16 protein-coding genes and 2 pseudogenes are annotated in these 20,003 nt (G+C 62.3%); 13 read left to right on the top strand and 5 right to left on the bottom strand.

The genetic code is table 11. The features are described 5' to 3' along the window. Positions 1-87: 87 nt before the first annotated feature. On the bottom strand, positions 88-765 hold the full coding sequence (locus E4Q08_RS02475) for an Rpn family recombination-promoting nuclease/putative transposase (RefSeq protein ID WP_248594642.1): 678 nt from the start codon (positions 763-765) through the stop codon (positions 88-90). 295 nt (positions 766-1,060) lie between these two features. On the opposite strand from E4Q08_RS02475, the gene E4Q08_RS02480 reads away from it, so the two are divergent. From E4Q08_RS02480 to E4Q08_RS02495, 4 genes are all read left to right on the top strand, one after another. Further along, positions 1,061-1,624, top strand: a complete 564-nt coding sequence (locus tag E4Q08_RS02480; protein ID WP_169069200.1) for a hypothetical protein — start codon at positions 1,061-1,063, stop codon at positions 1,622-1,624. 124 nt (positions 1,625-1,748) lie between these two features. Continuing rightward, positions 1,749-2,054 (top strand): LEPR-XLL domain-containing protein, encoded by a 306-nt coding sequence (locus E4Q08_RS02485; protein WP_169069201.1) that lies wholly within the window; start codon positions 1,749-1,751, stop codon positions 2,052-2,054. Next, entirely contained in the window at positions 2,051-5,920 is a 3,870-nt protein-coding gene (locus E4Q08_RS02490; RefSeq protein WP_169069202.1) for an Ig-like domain-containing protein, read from the top strand. The genes E4Q08_RS02485 and E4Q08_RS02490 overlap by 4 nt, the downstream gene beginning before the upstream one ends. After that, the gene (locus E4Q08_RS02495; RefSeq protein ID WP_169069203.1) at positions 5,921-7,027 is read left to right on the top strand and encodes a vanadium-dependent haloperoxidase; all 1,107 of its coding nucleotides are present in this window, start codon (positions 5,921-5,923) and stop codon (positions 7,025-7,027) included. A gap of 13 nt (positions 7,028-7,040) precedes the next feature. On the opposite strand, the gene E4Q08_RS02500 is transcribed toward E4Q08_RS02495, so the two are convergent. Then, on the bottom strand, positions 7,041-7,352 hold the full coding sequence (locus E4Q08_RS02500; RefSeq protein ID WP_169069204.1) for a hypothetical protein: 312 nt from the start codon (positions 7,350-7,352) through the stop codon (positions 7,041-7,043). Between E4Q08_RS02500 and E4Q08_RS02505 the strand changes: the two genes are divergently transcribed. The 3 genes and pseudogenes from E4Q08_RS02505 to E4Q08_RS02515 form a co-directional block, all read left to right on the top strand. After that, the gene (locus E4Q08_RS02505) at positions 7,336-8,208 is read left to right on the top strand and encodes a peptidase associated/transthyretin-like domain-containing protein (RefSeq protein ID WP_169069205.1); all 873 of its coding nucleotides are present in this window, start codon (positions 7,336-7,338) and stop codon (positions 8,206-8,208) included. The genes E4Q08_RS02500 and E4Q08_RS02505 overlap by 17 nt on opposite strands. Positions 8,209-8,998: 790 nt before the next feature. After that, the gene (locus tag E4Q08_RS02510) at positions 8,999-9,265 is read left to right on the top strand and encodes a hypothetical protein (RefSeq protein WP_169069206.1); all 267 of its coding nucleotides are present in this window, start codon (positions 8,999-9,001) and stop codon (positions 9,263-9,265) included. Between the two features lie 2,451 nt (positions 9,266-11,716). Beyond that, positions 11,717-12,219, top strand: a pseudogene (locus E4Q08_RS02515) (IS110 family transposase); the annotation flags it as partial. A 171-nt stretch (positions 12,220-12,390) separates the two neighbouring features. On the opposite strand, the gene E4Q08_RS02520 reads toward E4Q08_RS02515, so the two are convergent. Further along, positions 12,391-12,786 carry a cupin domain-containing protein gene (locus E4Q08_RS02520; protein WP_169069319.1) on the bottom strand — a complete coding sequence of 132 codons (396 nt, stop codon included), beginning with the start codon at positions 12,784-12,786 and terminating at the stop codon, positions 12,391-12,393. Positions 12,787-13,333: 547 nt separating this feature from the next. Here E4Q08_RS02520 and E4Q08_RS02525 point away from each other — a divergent pair. Then, on the top strand, positions 13,334-14,110 hold the full coding sequence (locus E4Q08_RS02525) for a Mut7-C RNAse domain-containing protein (protein WP_288130643.1): 777 nt from the start codon (positions 13,334-13,336) through the stop codon (positions 14,108-14,110). Between the two features lie 171 nt (positions 14,111-14,281). Here the strand turns inward: E4Q08_RS02525 and E4Q08_RS25975 are convergent. Continuing rightward, positions 14,282-14,542: pseudogene (locus E4Q08_RS25975) on the bottom strand (group II intron maturase-specific domain-containing protein); the annotation flags it as partial. A 21-nt stretch (positions 14,543-14,563) separates the two neighbouring features. After that, complete coding sequence (locus E4Q08_RS02530) at positions 14,564-15,361, bottom strand: reverse transcriptase domain-containing protein (protein ID WP_372703495.1); 798 nt, start codon at positions 15,359-15,361, stop codon at positions 14,564-14,566. Between the two features lie 1,172 nt (positions 15,362-16,533). On the opposite strand from E4Q08_RS02530, the gene E4Q08_RS02535 reads away from it, so the two are divergent. The 5 genes from E4Q08_RS02535 (at position 16,534) to E4Q08_RS02555 (ending at position 19,821) form a co-directional block, all read left to right on the top strand. Continuing rightward, positions 16,534-17,676, top strand: a complete 1,143-nt coding sequence (locus tag E4Q08_RS02535) for a Fic family protein (RefSeq protein ID WP_034908277.1) — start codon at positions 16,534-16,536, stop codon at positions 17,674-17,676. Between the two features lie 197 nt (positions 17,677-17,873). Continuing rightward, positions 17,874-18,218, top strand: coding sequence for a hypothetical protein (locus E4Q08_RS02540; protein ID WP_169069208.1), 345 nt, complete (start codon positions 17,874-17,876; stop codon positions 18,216-18,218). 87 nt (positions 18,219-18,305) lie between these two features. Then, positions 18,306-18,605 carry a hypothetical protein gene (locus E4Q08_RS02545; RefSeq protein ID WP_169069209.1) on the top strand — a complete coding sequence of 100 codons (300 nt, stop codon included), beginning with the start codon at positions 18,306-18,308 and terminating at the stop codon, positions 18,603-18,605. A gap of 32 nt (positions 18,606-18,637) precedes the next feature. Continuing rightward, positions 18,638-19,195 carry a tetratricopeptide repeat protein gene (locus E4Q08_RS02550; RefSeq protein WP_308240037.1) on the top strand — a complete coding sequence of 186 codons (558 nt, stop codon included), beginning with the start codon at positions 18,638-18,640 and terminating at the stop codon, positions 19,193-19,195. A gap of 41 nt (positions 19,196-19,236) precedes the next feature. Continuing rightward, positions 19,237-19,821 carry a CHAT domain-containing protein gene (locus tag E4Q08_RS02555; RefSeq protein WP_169069210.1) on the top strand — a complete coding sequence of 195 codons (585 nt, stop codon included), beginning with the start codon at positions 19,237-19,239 and terminating at the stop codon, positions 19,819-19,821. Positions 19,822-20,003 lie beyond the last annotated feature (182 nt).

Below are 20,003 nucleotides of genomic sequence, written 5' to 3' on the forward strand. Positions count from 1 at the left end.
GTGATTGGCCGTGCCACATGGCGGATCGCCGGGCTTGTGGATGCTGAACGAATGGATCGAAACGCTCCTGGGGAGAGACGCGCGGCTTCAGCCTGCGGTGGTTCCAATGATGTCGTCCAGACTCTCGGCATCAAGCACCTGATCGAGCCACGCGTCAATCTGCTCGAGGGAAGCCGCGGAGATCTTCGCCAGGACATCCGACGGGACGGCACCAAAGCGCTTCTTGAGCAGCTTTTGCAGCGCCAGCGCTTCACCCTCGGCCTTGTAGGCATGCGCCCATTCTTCGAGTCGTTCCGCCAACATGACATTCAGCTCCTGTAGATCATCAATCTGAGGCAACACGATACGGTATTCGGCCTTGCGCATCAATGTCGCGCGGATCCAGAGAGCGAACATCCGGCGCAGGTCGGGCCGCTCGGTCAGCCACTCGTCGAGCAGGCTCAGCAATCCACCTATGGCAGCCGGCGACGCCGGGTGTTCGATCCGGAAGACGGCCGCGACGAGGTTCTTGAGCGAGGCCAACTCGCTGTCGGTCCAGGCGTTCTCGTCGATCAACAGGTATTTCAGCCGCGGCTTGAACTGCTCGACCAGCCCCGGTACCGGCGGGATCAGGTCGAACACATCGGTCACCGCCGACCAGCGCTGGCTACCGTTGTAGAGGACGATGGGCAGGACTGGCGGCAGGCGCCCGTCGGCCAGGACCTCACCGCGCTTGACCAGATCCTGATAGAGCAGTCCCCGATAGACCATCATGCGCAGGGCCATGTAATGGTAGCAGGACCAGGACGGTCAGGACATCCGGCCGCCTGCATCGGCCCGCCTCCAGCGCAGAATCATGTCCCCGGACCCCGCCAAGCCTCGAACAACCGTTGCCGGCGCCGAGATCTGCGCCTACCTCGCCCCTCCTGGAGAGGGGCGTCTCGGCTGGCTGAAATCCTACCAACAGTCGCCTTCGCCCAAGCAAAAATCACTCTTTCGGGTGATTCAACAAACCACCTTCAGATGCTATGGTCACCCCCGGAGGCAAGGTCCAAAGCGAACAAACCGGGGGAGAAACAAGATGTTCAAGCGGATGTTCAGGCAAGGTTTCCTGTGGCGCCTGCTGGCCTGGACGGGTCTGCCGCTGGGCGGACCGGTGCAGGCCGTCATCCTGGAGTACGCCGCCAGCAACCTTCCCGACCTCGTTGCCGGGCAGGACCGCTGGTCGTACCAGTACCAGTTGAGCGGCCGCTTCGGTGCCTTCGCTAGCGTCAATCTGCTCTACCCCGCCGACGGCTATGCCGACCTCGCTTTCAGCGCACCTCCGGATCCGGCCGTCTGGGATCCTGCCATCTGGTCCAGCCTGATCACCGCCCCCGACCCCCGCTTCCCCGCCGACGGCCTGCTCGGCCTCACCGCCCTCGTTGCGACCAGCCCGCTTAAGCTGCCCTTCACGCTCGAATTCACCTGGCTGGGGACAGGTAGTCCCGGCGCCCAGGACTTCGAGATCCTCGACGACGGCTTCAACGTCATCGACCGCGGAAGCAGCTCGCCGCTCGCCGCGCCCGGCCTGCCCGAACCCGGCGGCCTGCTGCTCGTCGCCGGCGCGCTGGCCCTGCTCGCCCGGCGCCAGCGCCGCACCTGAAACCGCGGCCGCGGCCGCTCCCGCACCGGCCGCAAGTCTTCTCTCGTCATCGTCCACGCGCGGAGCCCTCCGCGAGATCGCCATCACGCGCTCGCTGCCGGCCGCCACCCAGAGGAGTCACCGCATGAGTCCGCTTCGCAAGACAGTCCACGGCCGGCGGCGCATCAGCGTGCTGCTCTTTTCGCTTCTCCGCCGCCTCGATCGCTGGCTCACCGGCTGGCTGCAGCACCAGCGCGCGCTCTGGGCAAGAAAGCCGGCGCCGCCGGCACCGGGTGCCGGCCTGCACTTCGAACTCCTCGAACCGCGCCTCCTCCTCTCGGCCGACCTCGTCGGCGCAGCCTCAGCCACGACGCCTTCGCCTCGGCCGTCCCCAGCGACGCCATCAGCGCCCACTTCACCGTCCATCGCCCCGACAGCGAGCCGCTCGTGAACCCGGTGCGCATCCAGTTTTACGCCTCCCCCGACAGCGTCCTCGACGCCGACGACACCCTGGTCGGCCAGACCGACCTTGCCCCCGACAGCCTGAACCCGGGCAGCAACCCCATCACCGTCCGCCTCGACGCGCGCGCCATCGCCCAACCCGGACGCTACACCCTGATCGGCGTCATCGATCCCGACAACGCCATCGCCGAGAGCGACGAAACCAACAACCAGTCGATCGCCAGTTCGCCGCTGACCCTCGACTTCGCCGTCGGCCAACTGCCCGGCCGCGCACCGGTGCCGGCACTCGACCTCACCGACGCCGACGGCACCGACTTGCGCCTGACGATCGCCGGCCCCGGCATCGCCCGCCTGACGCCGAACGGCAGCGGCTACGAGCTGAGTCTCAGCGGCACCGACGCCGGCACGCGCATCGATCTCACCGGCAGCGGCGGCGACGGCCGCATCACGCTGACCGGCCTCAACGCCGACAGCCCGCTCGGCAGTCTCGCCGCGCCGATCGCCAGCCTGACCGGCGTCGCGCGCTTTGCCACCGTGAACACCCTGAACCTCGGCGACATCGCCGCCGGCGCCCGTCTCGAGGGCAACAGTCTCGCCAGCCTCAACGTCAGCCGTGACGCCCTCGGCGATCTGCGCCTGACGGGCAGCGGGGTGAGTGGTTTCGTCCTCGGCTCGGCACAGATCGGCGGCACAATCGGCGGCCTGTGGTCGGTCAACGGCCGCGCCAACAGCATCAGCGGCGAGAGCACGCGTGCCGACTGGCGCGCCAACATCAGCAGTCCGCTGACCCAGCTCGTCATTCGCGGCGACGCTTCCGGCCAGTTCGCCGCCAGCGCGCTGCAGCTCCTGCAGGTCGGCGGCAGCCTCAAGGCGATGAGCGTGCGCATCGGCGCCAACCTCGGCAGCGACGCCGTGATCGGCGGCAGCGGCGACGCCGCCGATCACTTCGGCGCCGGCACCCTCGCCCGCCTGCGCGTCAGCGGCGACATCGACGACAGCCTGATCGTCATCGGCGTCGACCCGCACAATGGCCGCTACCGTGACGGCGACGACCAGCAACTCGGGACGAGCACGAACCGCGTGCAGGAACTGCTGGTCGGCGGCCGGCTCACCGGCGACACCCAGATCAGCGCCCCGGCCTTCCCGGCCAGCGTGCGCATCAACGGTGTCCTGCGCAGCCCGGCAAGCCTCAGCGAGCTGGCGAGCACGCCGCCCGACCGCAGCGCGCCGACGCTCACCGCCGCGCTTGTGAACGACAGCGGCACCTCGACGAGCGACCGCATCACGCGCGACGCGAGCCTCGGTGGCCAGGCCAGCGACGCCGCTGGCGTGACGCGCCTGCTGGCGGCGCTCGACCTCGCCGGCACGCCACCGCTCGGCGACCTCAGCGACCTGAGCAGCGCCCTGCAGCCCGACGGCCGCTTCGTGCTGACGCCAGCGCTGCTCGACGCGCTCGCCGGCGGCACGCTGGCCGACGGCGCGCACCGCGTCCGCCTGGTCGCCGCCGACGCCGCCGGCAACGCCTCGGCCCCCGTCGACCTCGCCTTCACGCTCGACACCGCACCGCCCACACTGGCGAGCTTCACGCTCGACCCCGCGTCCGACACCGGCACGCCCGGCGACCGCGAGACCAGCGCCGACATCGCAACGCTGCTCGGCCAGAGCGAGCCCGGCACCGCCGTCGCTCTCACCGGCAGCGGCCTGTCGACGACCGCCGACGCGACCGGCGCCTTCCGCTTCGCCGACCTGCCGCTGGCCCTTGGCGACAACGCTTTTGCCATCGTCCTCAGCGACCTCGCCGGCAATACCACCGCCGGCGATCTGACCGTCACGCGCGTCAAGCCGCCGGTCGACGACACCACCGCACCGACGCTGGCCGCTGCGCTGCTCGCCGATACCGGCCGCCGTGCCGACGACGGCATCACCCGCGACGCGACGATCACCGGCACGGTCAGCGACGACCGCGGCGTCACGCGCCTGCGCGCCGGCTTCGGCAGCGACCCGGCCGGCTTCGTCAGCATCCTCGACACCGTCCAGGCCGATGGCCACTTCACGCTTTCCGCCGCGCGCCTGACCGAAATCCACGGCGGGGCGCTGCCCGACGGCAGCTACACGCTGCGTCTCGTCGCCGGCGACGCGGCCGGCAACAGCCGCGAGGTCGACCTCGCCTTCACGCTCGATACCACACCGCCTGCACTGGCGAGCTTCACGCTCGACCCCGCCTCCGACACCGGCACGCCCGGCGACCGCGAGACCAGCGCCGACATCGCGACGCTGCTCGGCCAGAGCGAGCCCGGCACCGCCGTCGCTCTCAGCGGCAGCGGCCTGTCGACGACCGCCGACGCGACCGGCGCCTTCCGCTTCGCCGACCTGCCGCTGGCGCTTGGCGACAACGCCTTTGCCCTCGTCCTCAGCGACCTCGCCGGCAATACCACGGCCGGCGATCTGACCGTCACGCGCGTCAAGCCGCCGGTCGAAGACCACACCCCGCCGACGCTGGCCGCCACGCTGCTCGCCGATACCGGCCGCCGTGCCGACGACGGCCTCACCCGTGACGCGACGATCACCGGCACCGCGACCGACGACCACGCGCTCACCGTCCTGCATGCCGGTTTCGGCAGCGACCCGGCCGACCTCGTCAGCATCCTCGATACGCTCCAGGCCGACGGCCACTTCACGCTTTCCGCCGCGCGCCTGACCGAAATCCACGGCGGCGCGCTGCCCGACGGCGACTACACGCTGCACCTCGTGGCCGAGGATGCCGCCGGCAACGCCACGACGACCAGCGTCGCGTTCACGCTCGACACACAGGCCCCGGCAGCGCCGACCTTCGGCCTCTCGCCGGCTTCCGACACCGGCACCCTCGGTGATGGCGACACCGAAGCCGCGCGCGTCACACTCGTCGGCACCGGCGAAGCCAATAGCGACCTGCTGCTCGTCGACAGTGGCACCAGCGGTAGCAGCAGTGTCGTCGTCAATAACCAGGGCAGTTTCTTCCTGCCCGATGTCGCGCTGACGCTCGGCGACAACGCCTTCACGCTGCGCGCGATCGACGCCGCCGGCAACGCGGCCGAGACCAGACTCGTGCTCCACCGCAGCGCCAGCCAGGCGAGCAGCGACGCCGTGCTGCAGTGGGACGCCATCGCACTGTCGGCGATCCGCCTCGACGCCAGCGCGCCGCCGGTCGCGACGCGCGCTCTGGCGATGCTCAGCATCGCCGTGCTCGACACGGTCAACGCCTTCGAGGGCACGCCCGGCTTTTATGTCAGCCGCCGTGCGCCGGCCGGCGCGTCGATCGACGCGGCCATCGCCGCCGCCGCGCAGCGCGTGCTCGCCTACCTCTACCTGGGGCAGCAGGCGAGTTTCGACACCGCGCTCGCCAGCGCGCTGGCCGGCATCGCCGACGGCGCCACAAAGAACGACGGCATCGCGCTCGGCCGCGCGATCGCCGACGACATCATCGCGCTGCGCCGCGGCGACGGCTTCGACGACTTCGTCGACTTCACCGGCTCGACCGCCCCCGGCCAGTGGCAGGAGACCGCGCCGACCTACGCCGTCGCGCTGCTGCCGCAGTGGGCCGACCTGCAGCCTTTTGCGATGAGCAGCCCGAGTGAATTCCGCCCGGCGCCGCCTCCGGCGCTCGATTCGGCGACCTACACGACTGACTTCGCCGAGGTCAAGGCGCTCGGCAGCGCCAGCGGCAGCACGCGCAGCGGCGAGCAGACCGAGATCGCGCGCTTCTGGGCCGACGGCGCCGGCACCGACACGCCGCCCGGTCACTGGAACCGCATCGCCGCGACGCTGGCGACGGCGCAGGGCAACAGCCTGGCCGCCAACGCGCGCCTCTTCGCGTAGTTGAATGTCGCGCTGGCCGACGCCTCGATCGCGGCCTGGGACGCCAAGTACCATTACACCGCTTGGCGGCCGATCACCGCCATCCGCGAAGCCGACAGCGACGGCAACGACGCCACCGCCGCCGACGCCGCGTGGACCTCGCTCCTGATCACGCCGCCCTTCCCCGAATACGTCTCCGGCCACTCGACCTACAGCGGCGCCGCCGAGACGGTGCTCGCCAGCGCTTTCGGCGCGAGCACCGCCTTCACCATCAGCTCGCAGGGACTTCCCGGTGTCGAGCGCAGCTTTGTCAGCGTCCATGACGCCGCCGAGGAAGCCGGCAGGAGCCGCATCTACGGCGGCATTCACTTCGAGTATGCCAACCAGGCCGGGCTGGCTGCCGGTCGCGCGCTCGGGCAGAAGGTCCTCGACACCTTTGCCAGCCGCACCGACACGCAGGCGCCGAAGCTGCTGCTCGATCCCTCCGACGGGCTCGTCACCGGCAGCAACGTCACCGTCGGCGGCCGGGTGCTCGACGCGCTCTCCGGTGTCGCCGCGCTGCAGGGTGCGTTCGACGACGCGATGCCGGCGGCGATCGCCTTCGACGCCGACGGCCGCTTCGGCGTGACGACGACCTTCGCGCTCGACGGCTCGGCCGATGGCGTGCATACGCTGACGCTCAGCGCCAGCGACGCGCGCGGCAACGCCAGCGCGCCGCTCACCTTCAGTTTCATCCTCGATACCCGTGCGCCGACGATCGCGCTGACCAGTCTCGCCGACGGCGACACGCTGAGCACCGCCTCGCGGCTCACGGGAACCGCCGACCCGACCGGGTCGACGCTGGTCAGTCTCGCCTACGCTTTCGACGGCGGCCGGACGAACCCGGTCTCGTTCGATCCCGCGAGCGGGCAGTTCGACAGCGCCCTCGATCTCTCGTCGCTCGGCGTCGGCGCACACACGCTGACCCTCGCGGCGCTCGACGCCGCCGGCCACCGCGCGGTCAGCACGCTGAACCTGACGCTGCCCGAGTCGATCCCGTTGACGATCACCCGCACGACGCCGATGAGGTCGGCGCGACGTTCAAGCCGCAGGTCTTCTTCTCGCGGCCGGTCGATGTCACGACGCTGACCGACAGCACCTTCTACGCCACCGACACCACCGGCGCGAAGCTCGCGGCGACGATCGTTGCGGCCGCCGATGGCCGCTTCGCCTGGCTGTTCCTGAAAGACCCGCTGCCGGGGGCGTCGACGATCACGATCCACGTCGTCGGCGACGGCATTCTGGCCGGCGACGGCCAGGCGCTCGACGCCGACGGCGACGGCGACGGTACCGCCGGCGGCACGCTCACCACCCGCTTCACGACGGTCAGCGTCACGCCGATCGCCGGGACGACGATCACCGGCCGACTGCTCGATCCCGGCGACGACCTGAAGCCGATGACCTTCGACGACATCCGCGCCGGCGCCGACGGGGCGCTGCACACCGCTGATGATGTCTTCCTGCATCCGATCGCCGGCGCGAAGGTCTACATCCTGGGGTTGGAGGGCCACGTCGTCTACACCGACGCCAATGGCTATTTCCACCTCGACCAGTTGCCGGCCGGCGATGTCAAGCTGGCGGTCGACGGGCGCACGGCGACCAACACGCCGGCGGGGAGTTTCTACCCCGAGATGGTGATGGATCTGACGATCGAGGTCGGTTACGACAACACCGTCATGGGCAGCATGGGCACGCATGATGCGATGGCGGCCAACGAGGACCGGCAGGAAGTCTATCTGCCACGCTTGCAGACGGCGATCCTGCAGAGCGTGAGTAACACCGAGAATACCGAGGTCGGCGTCGATGCGGTGTCGGCGCCGAACCTGACCGACGAGCAGCGCGTGCAGTTGAAGCTCGAAGTGCAGCCGGGGACGCTTATCGATGCCGACGGCAACGTGATGACCAGCGGCCAGGTCGGCATCAGCACGGTGCCGCCGGAGCTGGTGAGAGACATGCCGCCGCCGGGAGTGTTGCAGCATACCTTGGATATCACGATCCAGGCGCCGGGAGTGGCGGCGTTCGCGACGCCGCTGGAGATTACGTTCCCGAATGTCTTCGACGCGGCGCCGGGGACGAAGTTGAACTTCCTGAGCTTTGATCACACGACAGGGAAGTTGGTGATCGAGGGGACGGCGACAGTGTCGGCCGATGGGTTGTCGGTGACGACAGATCCGGGGGATGGGAATTACCAAGCCGGGGTGGCATGGGGTGACGCCTGCCGGCTTTGTTTACACGCTGGAGTATGGGCAGCCGTGCGTGGACCCAACTGACCGCCTTAAGAACTTGCTTCACGCTGTTCCGCTGGCATTTGGTGCGGTCTTCAGTGTTGCTGCGGATGGATTGAGCGTCGCAAGTGCAGGAGTCAGTTCGCGTGCTCTTTCGGTTGCGTCCGCTATCGCCAGTTGGGCGACAACTTTAGGCACTCATTCGTTCGGCGTTAACCCGGGGACGGCGGGAGCAATATCAGGGCGAAGACACTCGGATATCATGTGGGGAATTTTATATAAGTTACTGATTTGCAAACAAGTTTCCAAATGGCGCACCCTTCTTGGACATCCTTTTCTATTCCGAAATACTGGCAAACAGTATGGAAAGCTGAGTTGTAGATCGCCGGAAAAAAACACTAAGTTCATGAAGAATAAGGAACTGCCATGTCAATGCTTATGCATTCCGAGTGTCTAGGCCCTGAAGCGTGGGGATGTGAGTTATTTAAAAAGTGCACGCCAGTCACGGCGTACTCTAATCTCTTTGTGGCATCGGATGATCGAGCTGTTTACAAGTTATCTCATCCCTTCTTGGGAGGTGTTGTGGAAGGCAATTGCAAACGGTTACTCGGCCGGTACGCTAGAGATAGACTCGTCGTAGATCTTTGCTCGTTCGTATGGTGTTTTTTTTGTACCCAGTTTATTGCTCAGTGTGATTGTTAATATAAATTTTATTTCCGTGAAAAAAAGTCGGAAGCATTACTTCTGCAAAAAACGTAATCTGCGAATGCAAATTGCATTTTATTTTAGGAGTTATCCGAATTGATTTATTATGCCGGGAACTGCTGCCCCAACGGTGACGCGGCTGCTGGAGGAAATCGATTCCGAGTTGAGGCAAGTCTGGGAGGTTGAACTGCGCCAGCAGGCCGAGCGCGGCATCACAAACAAGGTCGGCGATTTGCTCTGGCGAGAGAAGATCGGATGGGCAATATGCTTGGAGGAGGCTCCATCAAAAGCGGGCCAGGCTGTAAAGGTCCGTCTGCGCGGCAAGGAGAAGGCTGTGATGAATGGCTATTACGTCAATGTTTCCGATCTGGCCGGGATGCGCACCTTGGCAGCCTGATCGAGAACCTTCGCCGCACAGTTTCAGCCACGACCGAAAATCCGGAAAAAGCTGTGACGGTAGCCGATATCCATGCCGATTTGTTCGAGGAATGAAAACAGTAGTGTTGTTCGAGAGAGGCAAGTGCTGGATCTCTGGCTGGTTGGCAGGCCGCCTCCGGCCACTACCAGCCGTAGCAGCCCAGAAAAACGAGTGGTGCGAACGGCAGCTAACTCATCAGAATCAGGTCGTGCAGTTCGGTGACAGTTTATCCTCGCACCCCCAAGAAGACGACTTCTCAGCAGTTCCCGGCATAAATTTCCCCCACTAAAAACAACAAGTTACGAGGCGTTTTCAGCCTCGGTGAAGGGGCTAACTTTGCATTTTAGTAGTATACTTTGACATCTATCTGATTAAGTTTAGCTGCAAGATGAAAAAAAACCATTTCTTGGAAAATCACATCAAATTCGGAAGATCTATCGGCTTCGAATTTACTCAAGCAGGCTCGTTCGTCATTTGATGGAATAGTCGATCAGCGCACGAATCGCAAATCAATTCCTTTATCAGATGCTTTGATGTCTGGGCTTGCTATGTTTTCAATGAAGTGCCCGTCGCTACTTCAGTTCGATGAAAAAAAGAAAAAAACGAGGTCATACGGCACAATCTGATGACGATGTATGGTATTCAGACGACCCCATCGGATACGCAGATGCGAAGCATCTTGGACGAAATTGACTTTCGACAGCTGAGTTCGAGCTTTTGTGCGCTCCATCAAAGTGCAGTGCAGGCCGGAGTGATGGAGCAATACCATTTTATGAATGGTCACGTATTAGTATCCATTGATGGTACCGGGCATTTTTAGTTCCGGTGCTACAAGTTGTCCGCAGTGTTGTGTGAAGAAGCACCGGGATGGGAGAGAAGAATATTATCATCAGCTGTTGTGTGCAACGGTGGTTCACCCGGACTACCCAGTGGTTATTCCCCTGATGCCGGAGCCAATCATGAAAGAGGACGGCGATAACAAAAAATGACTGTGAGCGTAATGCATCGAAAAGGTTGCTGAAGCACCTGAGCGAGCAATACAAGCACCTGAAGCCGATTATCATAGAGGACAGTTTGTCGGCGAACGGACCACACCTTAAGTTGTTGAAATCATTAGGAATGAGCTACATTATTGGCGTCAAAGAAGGAGATCATTCCCATTTGTTTGATTTGATCCAGAAAAAAAATGTGTCAAGGGGAAGCCATTGAATTTGAAAAGATTGACGACGCAGGAATTATTCACGGATTTCGGTTTATTAACGGAGTTCGCCTGAATAAAAGCCATCCGGATTTGCTGGTTAACTTTTTGGAATATTGGCAAATTAAAAAAAGGCAAGGAGGTTATTTTTTTCGTGGATCACTGATATCGAACTAACGAAAGAGACGGTTTTCAAAGTCATGCAAGGAGGTCGAGCGCGCTGGAAAATAGAAAACGAAACGTTTAACACACTGAAGAATCAAGGTTACAATTTAGAGCACAATTACGGACATGGCGAAAAAAAATTTGAGTTCAGTTTTTGGTTGTTTGACGTTCATGGCTTTTTTAATTGATCAGCTCCAAGCGTGGGGATGTGAGCTATTTAAAAGTGCACGCCAGTCACGGCGTACTCTAATCTCTTTGTGGCATCGGATGATCGAGCTGTTTACAAGTTATCTCATCCCTTCTTGGGAGGTGTTGTGGAAGGCAATTGCAAAGGGTTACTCGGCCGGTACGCTAGAGATAGACACGTCGTAGATCTTTGCTCGTTCGTATGGTGTTTTTTTTGTACCCGGTTTATTACTTAGTGTGATTGTTAATATAAATTTTATTTCCGTGAAAAAAAGTCGGAAGCATTACTTCTGCAAAAACGTAATCTGCAAATGCAAATTTGCATTTTATTTTAGGAGTTATCCGAAGTGATTTATTATGCCGGGAACTGCTGGCCTTCGTTCGTTCACTTTCGTGTTCGTTCGGCAGAACTCAAAAAATACCAGGGTGGCAAAACCAGCCGCTGGCTCGTCTAAGCTGTTGATAGATAGACAAAGCAAGTCGGAGGCGGATCATGAGAGACGTGCTCACCGTCCTGGCCCCATTCACTGCGGAGCAACTCGCCCCGGCGGACCTCGAAGCATGGCGCAAGCAAAGGCGTACCTTGCGAGCCTCCCAACCCCGCGCGCGGGTCAGGCGCTCTCAAAGAAACACGGAGTAGGCCCGCCGGCCCTTGCGCCTACGTGCTACTTGTTTCACATGGTTAGTGGCAGTGCCGATATGACCGACCTTCCATTGGTGTGAGCTCACACGAGCCCGATTGCGAGCATGGTCCGGGAATCGTCGGCGACAGTGGTGAGCGCAGCGATGCGCATCCCGTTTAGGAGATCGATTCGAATTTCGACGTTTCCCATGGCGCTGCCATTCTCAACCATCGTGGAGCACGATCATGACCATGCGCAGAGATGAAGTACGTTCCTGGGCGCAAGAGCGACGTGCAGGACTGCCGTTCGAGGCATGCCTCTCACCTGCAAAAGCGGATGAGCCTGGGGTTCCTGCGCGCGGCCTGGCGCCCGAAAGGCGATGGGTGCGTCGTGCGCACGGTAGCCCGTCAGCGTGAGGTTCTGCTCACCGAACAGGCCAGTTGGTTCAGCGCATGCAGAAATCGCTGGTACAGATGAACATCCAGCTCACCGAGGTGCTCACCGACGTCCTGGGCGCGACTGGCCAGGCGATCATCCGTGCCATCGTGGCGGGCGAACGCGATCCCAAGGTACTGGCAAAGCACCGCGACCGCCGCGTCCAGGCCAGTGCCGAGGAGATCACCCAGGCGCTGACCGGCAACTGGCGCGACGAGCCCCTGTTCGTACTGCGCCAGTCGCTGGCGATGTACGACGATATCGCCCGCCACCTGACCGAGTGCGACGCGAAGCTGCAAGCCCTGCTGCGCGCTGCCTGTGCAGCCGCATGGACAAATCCAGTGCCAACACCGCCACGGCGCACAAGCTCGCACGCATGGTGTACTTCATGCTGACCCGCGGAGAAGACTTCGTCGACCAGGGGCAGCAGCGCCAGCAGATTCTCGCCGCCCTGTCAGAGATCGAAGCGGATCGTCGAGCCGATGATCGCTCCATCCTCAATCCTCCTGGCCATTTTCGAGAATTTCCGTATCCGTATGCGAGTAGGCTGGCGAGCAACAGCAGAGCAACACCAGCGCACCGCTCGTCGATGCTTCAATGCAGTGTGCCGTTCCCGGCGCGATACCGATGGTGTCGCCAACCCCGACCTTGAACGGCGCCGCTCCCAGAGTCATCTGTCCTTCGCCGGCTGTGATGTGGTAGATTTCTTCCGTCACGAGATGCCTGTGCAGCATCGTTCTGGTTCCGGCGGGAAGCGTGGCTTCGGCCAGGCTCTGGTTGCGGTTACCCTGAACCGCTGGGTGCATCAGCTCGCGGATTTCAGAGCCATCCTTGGTGATATAGGGAGAGACCGCAGCGTAGTTCTGGTACAGTCGCTCGACGGGGAACCACATTTCAATTTCCTGGATGCTCTTGCGGCCGACGTTTCGCATCTGGAACAGCGCTTTGCTTCTGTACCATCCAACCACTGCGTTGACCGTCGTCAGGCCTTCTTTGAGGAGCAGCGTTCGCAAGCGAGGGCTGATCTTGTCGAACGGATCACTGCTGGCCTCCCGCTGTTTGGCTCGGAAATGCCGCTCTATCCGGTCCTTGACATTTTCCCTGGAGAGTTGAAACGCCAGTGCAATGTCGGCATGGGACTGCCCAGCTTCCCAGGCAGCGACCATGTTCAGATCGCGTTTCCGTTGCATTGAGCGTTCTCGGGCAATTGGATCAAGGGCGGTCATGGGCTTGCTCTCCTGGATGGCGAACGGAAATCCGCGATGCTGATCTTACCAAGCGCAGAGTCCGCCGAAAATCAGAATGTGCACCAGGGGCATTCCAGTACACTCATCAGAGGCGCGCCGGCTACCCGTGTCGTGCCTCGCCTCTTGTAGCGGGGAAAGGGTCTCCATGACAAGCCGAGTTTCACCTGTTGCGCCATCACTGGAGGATACTGGCGTGCACCAGGAGCGCCCGACCGCCAAGGTGGTGGTGGCGTTCCGCTTCTACGAGGAATTGAACGACTTCATCGCCCCTGAGCGGCGCCGGCGGGAATTCGACTTTGCGTGCGCCACGGACGCGACCATCAAGCATGTGATTGAAGCCCTCGGTGTGCCGCACACAGAGGTCGAGCTGATTCTCGTCAATGGGGTCTCGGTTGACTTCGCCCAGCGCCTACGACAAGGCGACCGCATCTCTGTCTATCCGAAGTTCGAGGCTTTCGACATCAGCCCCCTGCTGCGCGTGCGCCCCGACCCCTTACGTATCACACGCTTTGTCGCCGACGTCCATCTGGGTGGCCTGGCCCGCCTGTTACGAATGGCCGGGTTCGATACCTTGTACGACAATTCTCTCGACGATGCCGAGATTGAGCGCATCGCCGGACGGGACGGCCGCATCGTACTGACCCGCGACCGCGACCTGCTCAAGCGGCGGGGTATCACGCGCGGTTGCTACGTGTATGCGCTGAAGCCCGATTCGCAGTTGTCAGAAATACTCGCCCGGCTTGACCTTTTTGGCAGCATGCAGCCGCTCTCCCGCTGCCTCAAATGCAACGCCCCGCTCCTGGCGGTGGAAAAGGCGCTAATCCTCGACGCCCTGCCACCCCGTGTGCGAGAACACCAGCAGGACTTCAGCACCTGCGCAGTATGCCGGCGTGTCTTCTGGGAAGGCAGCCACTGGCGCCACATGCTCGACCGGCTGGCGAAGGCCGGCAAGGCGGCTGGCGACCAATAGGCGTCGACGCATGTAGAGTCGAGATGTGGCGCGGTAACCGTAGGTCCGGCTTGTCTGTATCCGCCCCTTTCGTCTGGCGGTGCCCAAGTAGCCTGGCCGTAGCCCCGTTTCCACATCCCGCTCATCGAACCGGACAGGCGCTTTTCGCGCATCCGGCTCTCGGACAAGACATCACGCTTTCGCCCACGGAAGGTCATGGGTCCGCGTAGGCAAATGGATCAGCCCCAACGCCTCGTGGAGATACCGATCGAGGTAGCGCGTCCCCCCATTGCCGCGAACCTTGTGTTTCTTGCACAACCACTGGCGGAGCCGTTGCGTGACATGGGTGTTGATCGCTCGATAAGCCGGACTGACTGGACCGAGGGAGAAGTAATTCGCCCAGCCGGTCAGTTTCCGGTTCAGCCGTCCCACGACAAACTCGGCATCCAGGAGGGTTCGGCGACGGTCAGTTTCCTAATTGACAATTTGCGCCGACCAGCGGCGGGCATACCCCAATGTCTTCCATCCGAGGATGAATCGCCGCATGTACAGATTCGACAGCAGCGGTGAAATCGGAGCCCCTTGCGGGGTACCGCGTCCGGTGTCCCGGTTGGACGTCGTCCGCTTCCGGTGACCGTGTCCGTCGTCCTCTTCCACCGGGGCATCCAGCCATTGCTTGATGAGGTATAGAACGTGCCGATCAACGATCCGACGGGCGACGCTCTTCATAAGCTCAGGGTGCGGAATGCTATCGAAATAGCCTGATAAATCCGCATCGATCACTTGCTGGTGTCCGGTGTTCAATAGACGATGAACCGCTTGTACCGCATCCTGCGCTCCCCGCTCTGCCCGGTACGCGTATTGCTCCGGTTGCAGATCGGCTTCAAAGATGGGTTCCAGCACGAGCATGGCCGCCGTTTGTACCACTCGGTCGGTGATCGTCGGTATGCCCAAGGGGCGCAGCTTGCCGTTCGGCTTGGGAATCCAGACCCGCTTGACCGCTTCCGGTCGGTAGTCTTTCTTCTTCAGCCGTTCCGCCAGTTCCCCAAGCCAGCGTTCTTCTCCATACGCTTCGATGTCTTCAAAACGTACGCCATCCACCCCGGCTGCTCCCTGGTTGGCTTTGCAGCTTCGGTAGGCGTGGTCGAGCACGTCCCGTCGATGAATCTTGTCGTACAGGAGGTAGAACCGGTACTCGGGTTCTTCCTTCGCTTTGGCATGTAACGCGGTCCGCAGTTTCTGAACGCTGATCGGAGTTTGCAGGTTGTCCAATCTCGTGTCCCTTCCCGCTTCTTGCGTTGGTCTTGAACTGAGGCCCCTTTCCTCCATCGGCATTACCCGACTTCATCGGTACTACGGGCCTCTCCGCCACCCCATCTCGCCCAGCCTGTCCCTCGCGGGCGTCCGGTTGGTCTTGCGCTTGACCACGGGATGGGGCTTCCCGTGTTGCGTCTGCCTTCCTCTTTCATGCATGCCATCGCCAATACCCCGGCGGAACCACAGGTTGCTTTTCGTTCACTTCACCTGTGACAGCGGCCTTCCCCGTATTAACGCCGGGTCGGCTTCCGCATCACCGTTTTCGAGGCCTGCTCAGCGTTCACTCACGTTACGGCCTGCATGCTCGCCAAGTTCCTTACAGAACCCTCTACACCAGAGGCTTCAGCCGCTTCGTTACCTCCACGTCTGCTCCAGTTGCTACCGGTTGGAACGAAAGTTACCGGGCGGGATTCGCACCCGCGGAAAGACAGCGCCTTGCCACGGCGCACGTTAAACCCCGGCTAGCAATAAACCATGACTCGCTGGACTGTACCAAAGGCCTCGTTAGCCGGAATCGGCGTGTTTGTAGTTGGGCAGGTGTTGTATGTCATATTCAGCTATCACGAACTATTACGGCTGGTGCTACTTGGTGCTCCTGGGTTTGCTGCATTTGTAGCCGCCTATTTGGCGCCACGCAGGAAAATGGCTGTTGGAATGTCCATGGCTATACGGGGCGATGCTTGGCGAACTGATGGCTCGTGTTTATCAGCACTTCGGCGGGTAAGCGGTCTTGGGTAAGTTCTCCGACATTCCGAGACGGCATTTCCTCATGGATTAGCTGTTGAAATGTCGGAAGACTTCTTCACAACCGCTTACGTGGATCAGATTGGCGGAGTGCTGGCGACTTTTTATAATTCTTATCACCTACAATGCCGCTTTAAGCATTGTGGGTAGCATGGGTGGAGTCTTCCTCTCTCGAAAATTTACAGGAGATTTGTAGTGATAAAGGGCCAGGGTCGGATCGAAGTCCGCTGACCGCGGCGTCAACCACGACGTCCTGCCCAACCCCGCGGCCGGCACCAACCTCGTCCGTTGGTCAACGGAAAGCGGCGAATGCGGCGACTAATCGCCGCATTAAATGCGGCGATTGTCTTGACTTTGACGAGACTGGCCCACACAATTACCGCATGAATGACGGAAACAAGCGCTTCATCTGGCAGCAGGACGATTGGCCACACTGGCGTTTCGACCGCCAGAGGCTGGCGCAACCGCTCGCTGAGGTGCACCAGTCGCAGGGACGCTTGCTCGGGCGCCTGCATGATCTCGGCGTCGGGCTGCGCGAGCAAGCGACACTCCAGGTACTAACCGAAGACGTGCTCAAGACCAGCGAGATCGAGGGCGAAAAACTCAACCCCGATTCGGTTCGCTCGTCACTCGCCCGCCGGCTGGGCGTGGACATCGGCGGCCTCGCTCCGGCTGACCGGAACGTCGAAGGTGTGGTCGACATGATCCTCGATGCCACTCGGCAGCACGACTGCGAACTGACACCGCAGCGACTGTTCGGCTGGCATGCCGCACTGTTCCCTACCGGCTACAGCGGACTGGTGAGGATTCGTGTCGGCGCCTGGCGTGACGACGCGCTGGGACCGATGCAAGTCGTCTCAGGACCACTGGGCCGACAGAGGGTGCACTATGAAGCACCGCCGGCCCATTCGCTGGCTGTCGAAATGTCGGACTTCTTGCTGTGGTTCAACAGCGATCAGCCCGCCGATCCGGTGATCAAGGCGGGACTGGCTCACCTGTGGTTGGTGACCCTCCATCCTTTCGACGATGGCAACGGGCGCATCGCCAGAGCCGTCGGTGACATGGCACTGGCACGGGCCGAGCGGTCGACGCAGCGCTTCTACAGCGTGTCGGCCCAGATGCAACGCGAGCGTCGGGACTACTACGACCGGCTTGAGCGCACTCAGAAGGGGACGCTCGAGGTTACCGACTGGCTGGAGTGGTTCGTCGGCTGCCTGCTGCGGGCCATCGACGCTGCCGAAGAGACGCTGGCCGCTGTGCTCACCAAGGCGAGCTTCTGGCAGCGTTGGGCGGTTACGCCGATGAATGAGCGGCAAATCAAACTGCTCAACCGGCTGCTGGATGGCTTTGAAGGCAAGCTGACCAGCAGCAAGTGGGCGGCGATCGCCAAGTGCTCGTCAGATACGGCGCTGCGGGATATCCACGTGTTGCTGGAACGAGGCGTCCTGGTCAGATCGGATGCCGGTGGACGCAGCACGAGTTACGCGTTGGCGCCGCCGGCGTCTGGCCGCGAGGTGCCGTATTGAGTGCCGTGTTGAGCGCAACGCACCGTCGCTGGCAGGCAAGACGAAAGATGCGCTGCGTTCATCACCGCTTCCTGCGGCCTTTGACACGCTATCGGACGCGCTCTGCAACAACAGCCTGACAACAACGCTCGTCGCTCGTCTGAGTGGACGGTGCCCCAAACGATTGTCCCGCCGATTGGCCAACCAGGAGACGAACCATGCCGAAGCATCGATTTCCGGCCCTGCTGCTTGCCGCTTTTCTGCTGCAACCGGCCGCTCTATGGGCCGAAGAGCCGCAGCCGCCGGCCGCCGGATCGTCCGCCACGGTGTCGGTCGAGCAGTTGCGAGATCTGGCGGGACAGGTGGCCAGCGCCAAGAATTGGAAGGCAGTCGTCGAGTACGCGAGTCGCCTGCTGGCGCAGCAGCTCGATGGCCTGCCGTCTCTCCTCATTCGCGGACAAACGCTTGGCGAACTTGGCCAGGACGAAAGCACTCTGGCCGACTCCCAACGGGCTGTGGCACTCGACTCGAATTCCGCGCTCGCGTGGGGCAATCTGTGCTGACACCGCATTCTGACCAACGCCGTTGCGGATGCCCGCACCGCGTGCGAAAAAGCGCGGGCGATCGACCCTGGTAGCATGGCGGTGACGGTGAACCTCGGCCACACCTATCTGCTGCAGGGCGACCGGCGCAGTGCCTGGCTATGGTACGAAAAGACCGTGCCGCTGATCGAGGACGAGTCAGCGCTGCAGGACGGCCCGCTGGCCGACTTTGCGCGGTTCATCCAGCGGGCCTGGCAGCCCGAACTGGCGCGCGAGGCGCAGGACTGGTTCACCGAGAACGGACAGGAGTGGCTCGCGAAAAACACGTCCGCCGAAAAAAAGGTTTGCCCAGGGCAACCACGCCGAAGCATTGACCCTCTACCAGCAAAATCCTGGCGGCGCAGCTAGCGGCCAGCGGTACCGATACACCTGCGGTAGCGGTGAGCTTTAACGATGTCGCCCTTATCCTCCAGCAAATGGGCCGTACCGCCGACGCCGAGCCGCTCCACCGCCGTGCGCTGGCGATCCGCGAGAAAGCGCTCGGCCCCGAGCACCCGAACGTGGCCGCGAGCCTCAACAACTTGGCGGAGCTACACCAGACGCAGGGCCGGTACGCGGAGGCGGAGCCGCTATTCCGCCGATCACTGGTGATCCGGGAAAAAGCGCTCGGCGCCGAGCACCTGGACTTGGCGACGAGCCTCAACAACCTGGCGTTGCTGTACCGGGCGCAAGGCCGGTATGCGGAGGCCGAGCCGCTCTACCGCCGCGCTTACCGTATCCTCCTCAACGCCGGAGAGCCCCGGCTCGCCTGGACCATCCAGGGCAACCTCTGCACGTTTTACGCAAAGAGCTTGCCGGATCTTGCCATCTTCTACGGCAAGCAAGCAGTCAACACGCTGCAAAGCGTGCGCAACCACCTCAAAACCACCGACGTCACGACGCAGAAAGCCTTCGTGGCACCGTCTAGACGACCTACCATCATCTCATCGGCCTGCTGATCGACGCCGGGCGACTGGCCGAGGCACAGCAGGTGCTGGCGATGCTCAAGGAAGACGAGTACCACGACTTCATCCGCCGCGACGCCGGCGACGATCCGCGCGCCACGCGCGCGAGCTTCACCGGCCGCGAAATCAATCGCTGCCGACGCGAAACTGCAGACCGCCGGCCACCCGCTGACCCAACTCGGTGCGGAGGCAGCCAAGCTGCTCCTCTACGACCACCTGATTGCGCCGGTCGCCGAGACAACCTCGAAGCGATCGGCGCGCGCAAGCTGATGGTCGCGCTCGACGGCACGCTGCGCTACGTGCCGTTCGCCGCACTGTACGACGGCGAACGTTACCTCGCGCAGCCCTACGCCGTGGCGCTCTATACCGACGCCGCGCGGACGGCTGAAAGACAAGCCGCGCGCTGGCTGGAAGGTGGCCGGCCACGGCGTCACGCAGGCCTGGGGTACACAAGACGCCCTGCGCGCGGGCCCAGCGAAATGGCCGCCATCGTCAAGCAACCCGGCAGCGCCGGCGTGCTGCCCGGCATCGTCAAGCTCGACCAGAGCTTTACCGCGCAAAGCTTCAAGGACAGCCTGCGCGAACGCTTCCCGGTGGTGCATATCGCCAGCACAATGTGATGAATCGATAAGTGTAGTCGATGAAATATAGAAAAGACAGAGATGCATGCTAGAATAAAAATATGTAGCCGTCAAGGCGGCAGAAAGAACAATATTAAAAGGACTATAATATATGAGCACATGCTTAAAACTCGCAATAACAAAAATCGGTGACTTATTGTCGCACAATAAAATCACAAAGG

Source organism: Candidatus Accumulibacter contiguus, assembly GCF_012940005.1.
Lineage (GTDB): Bacteria > Pseudomonadota > Gammaproteobacteria > Burkholderiales > Rhodocyclaceae > Accumulibacter > Accumulibacter contiguus.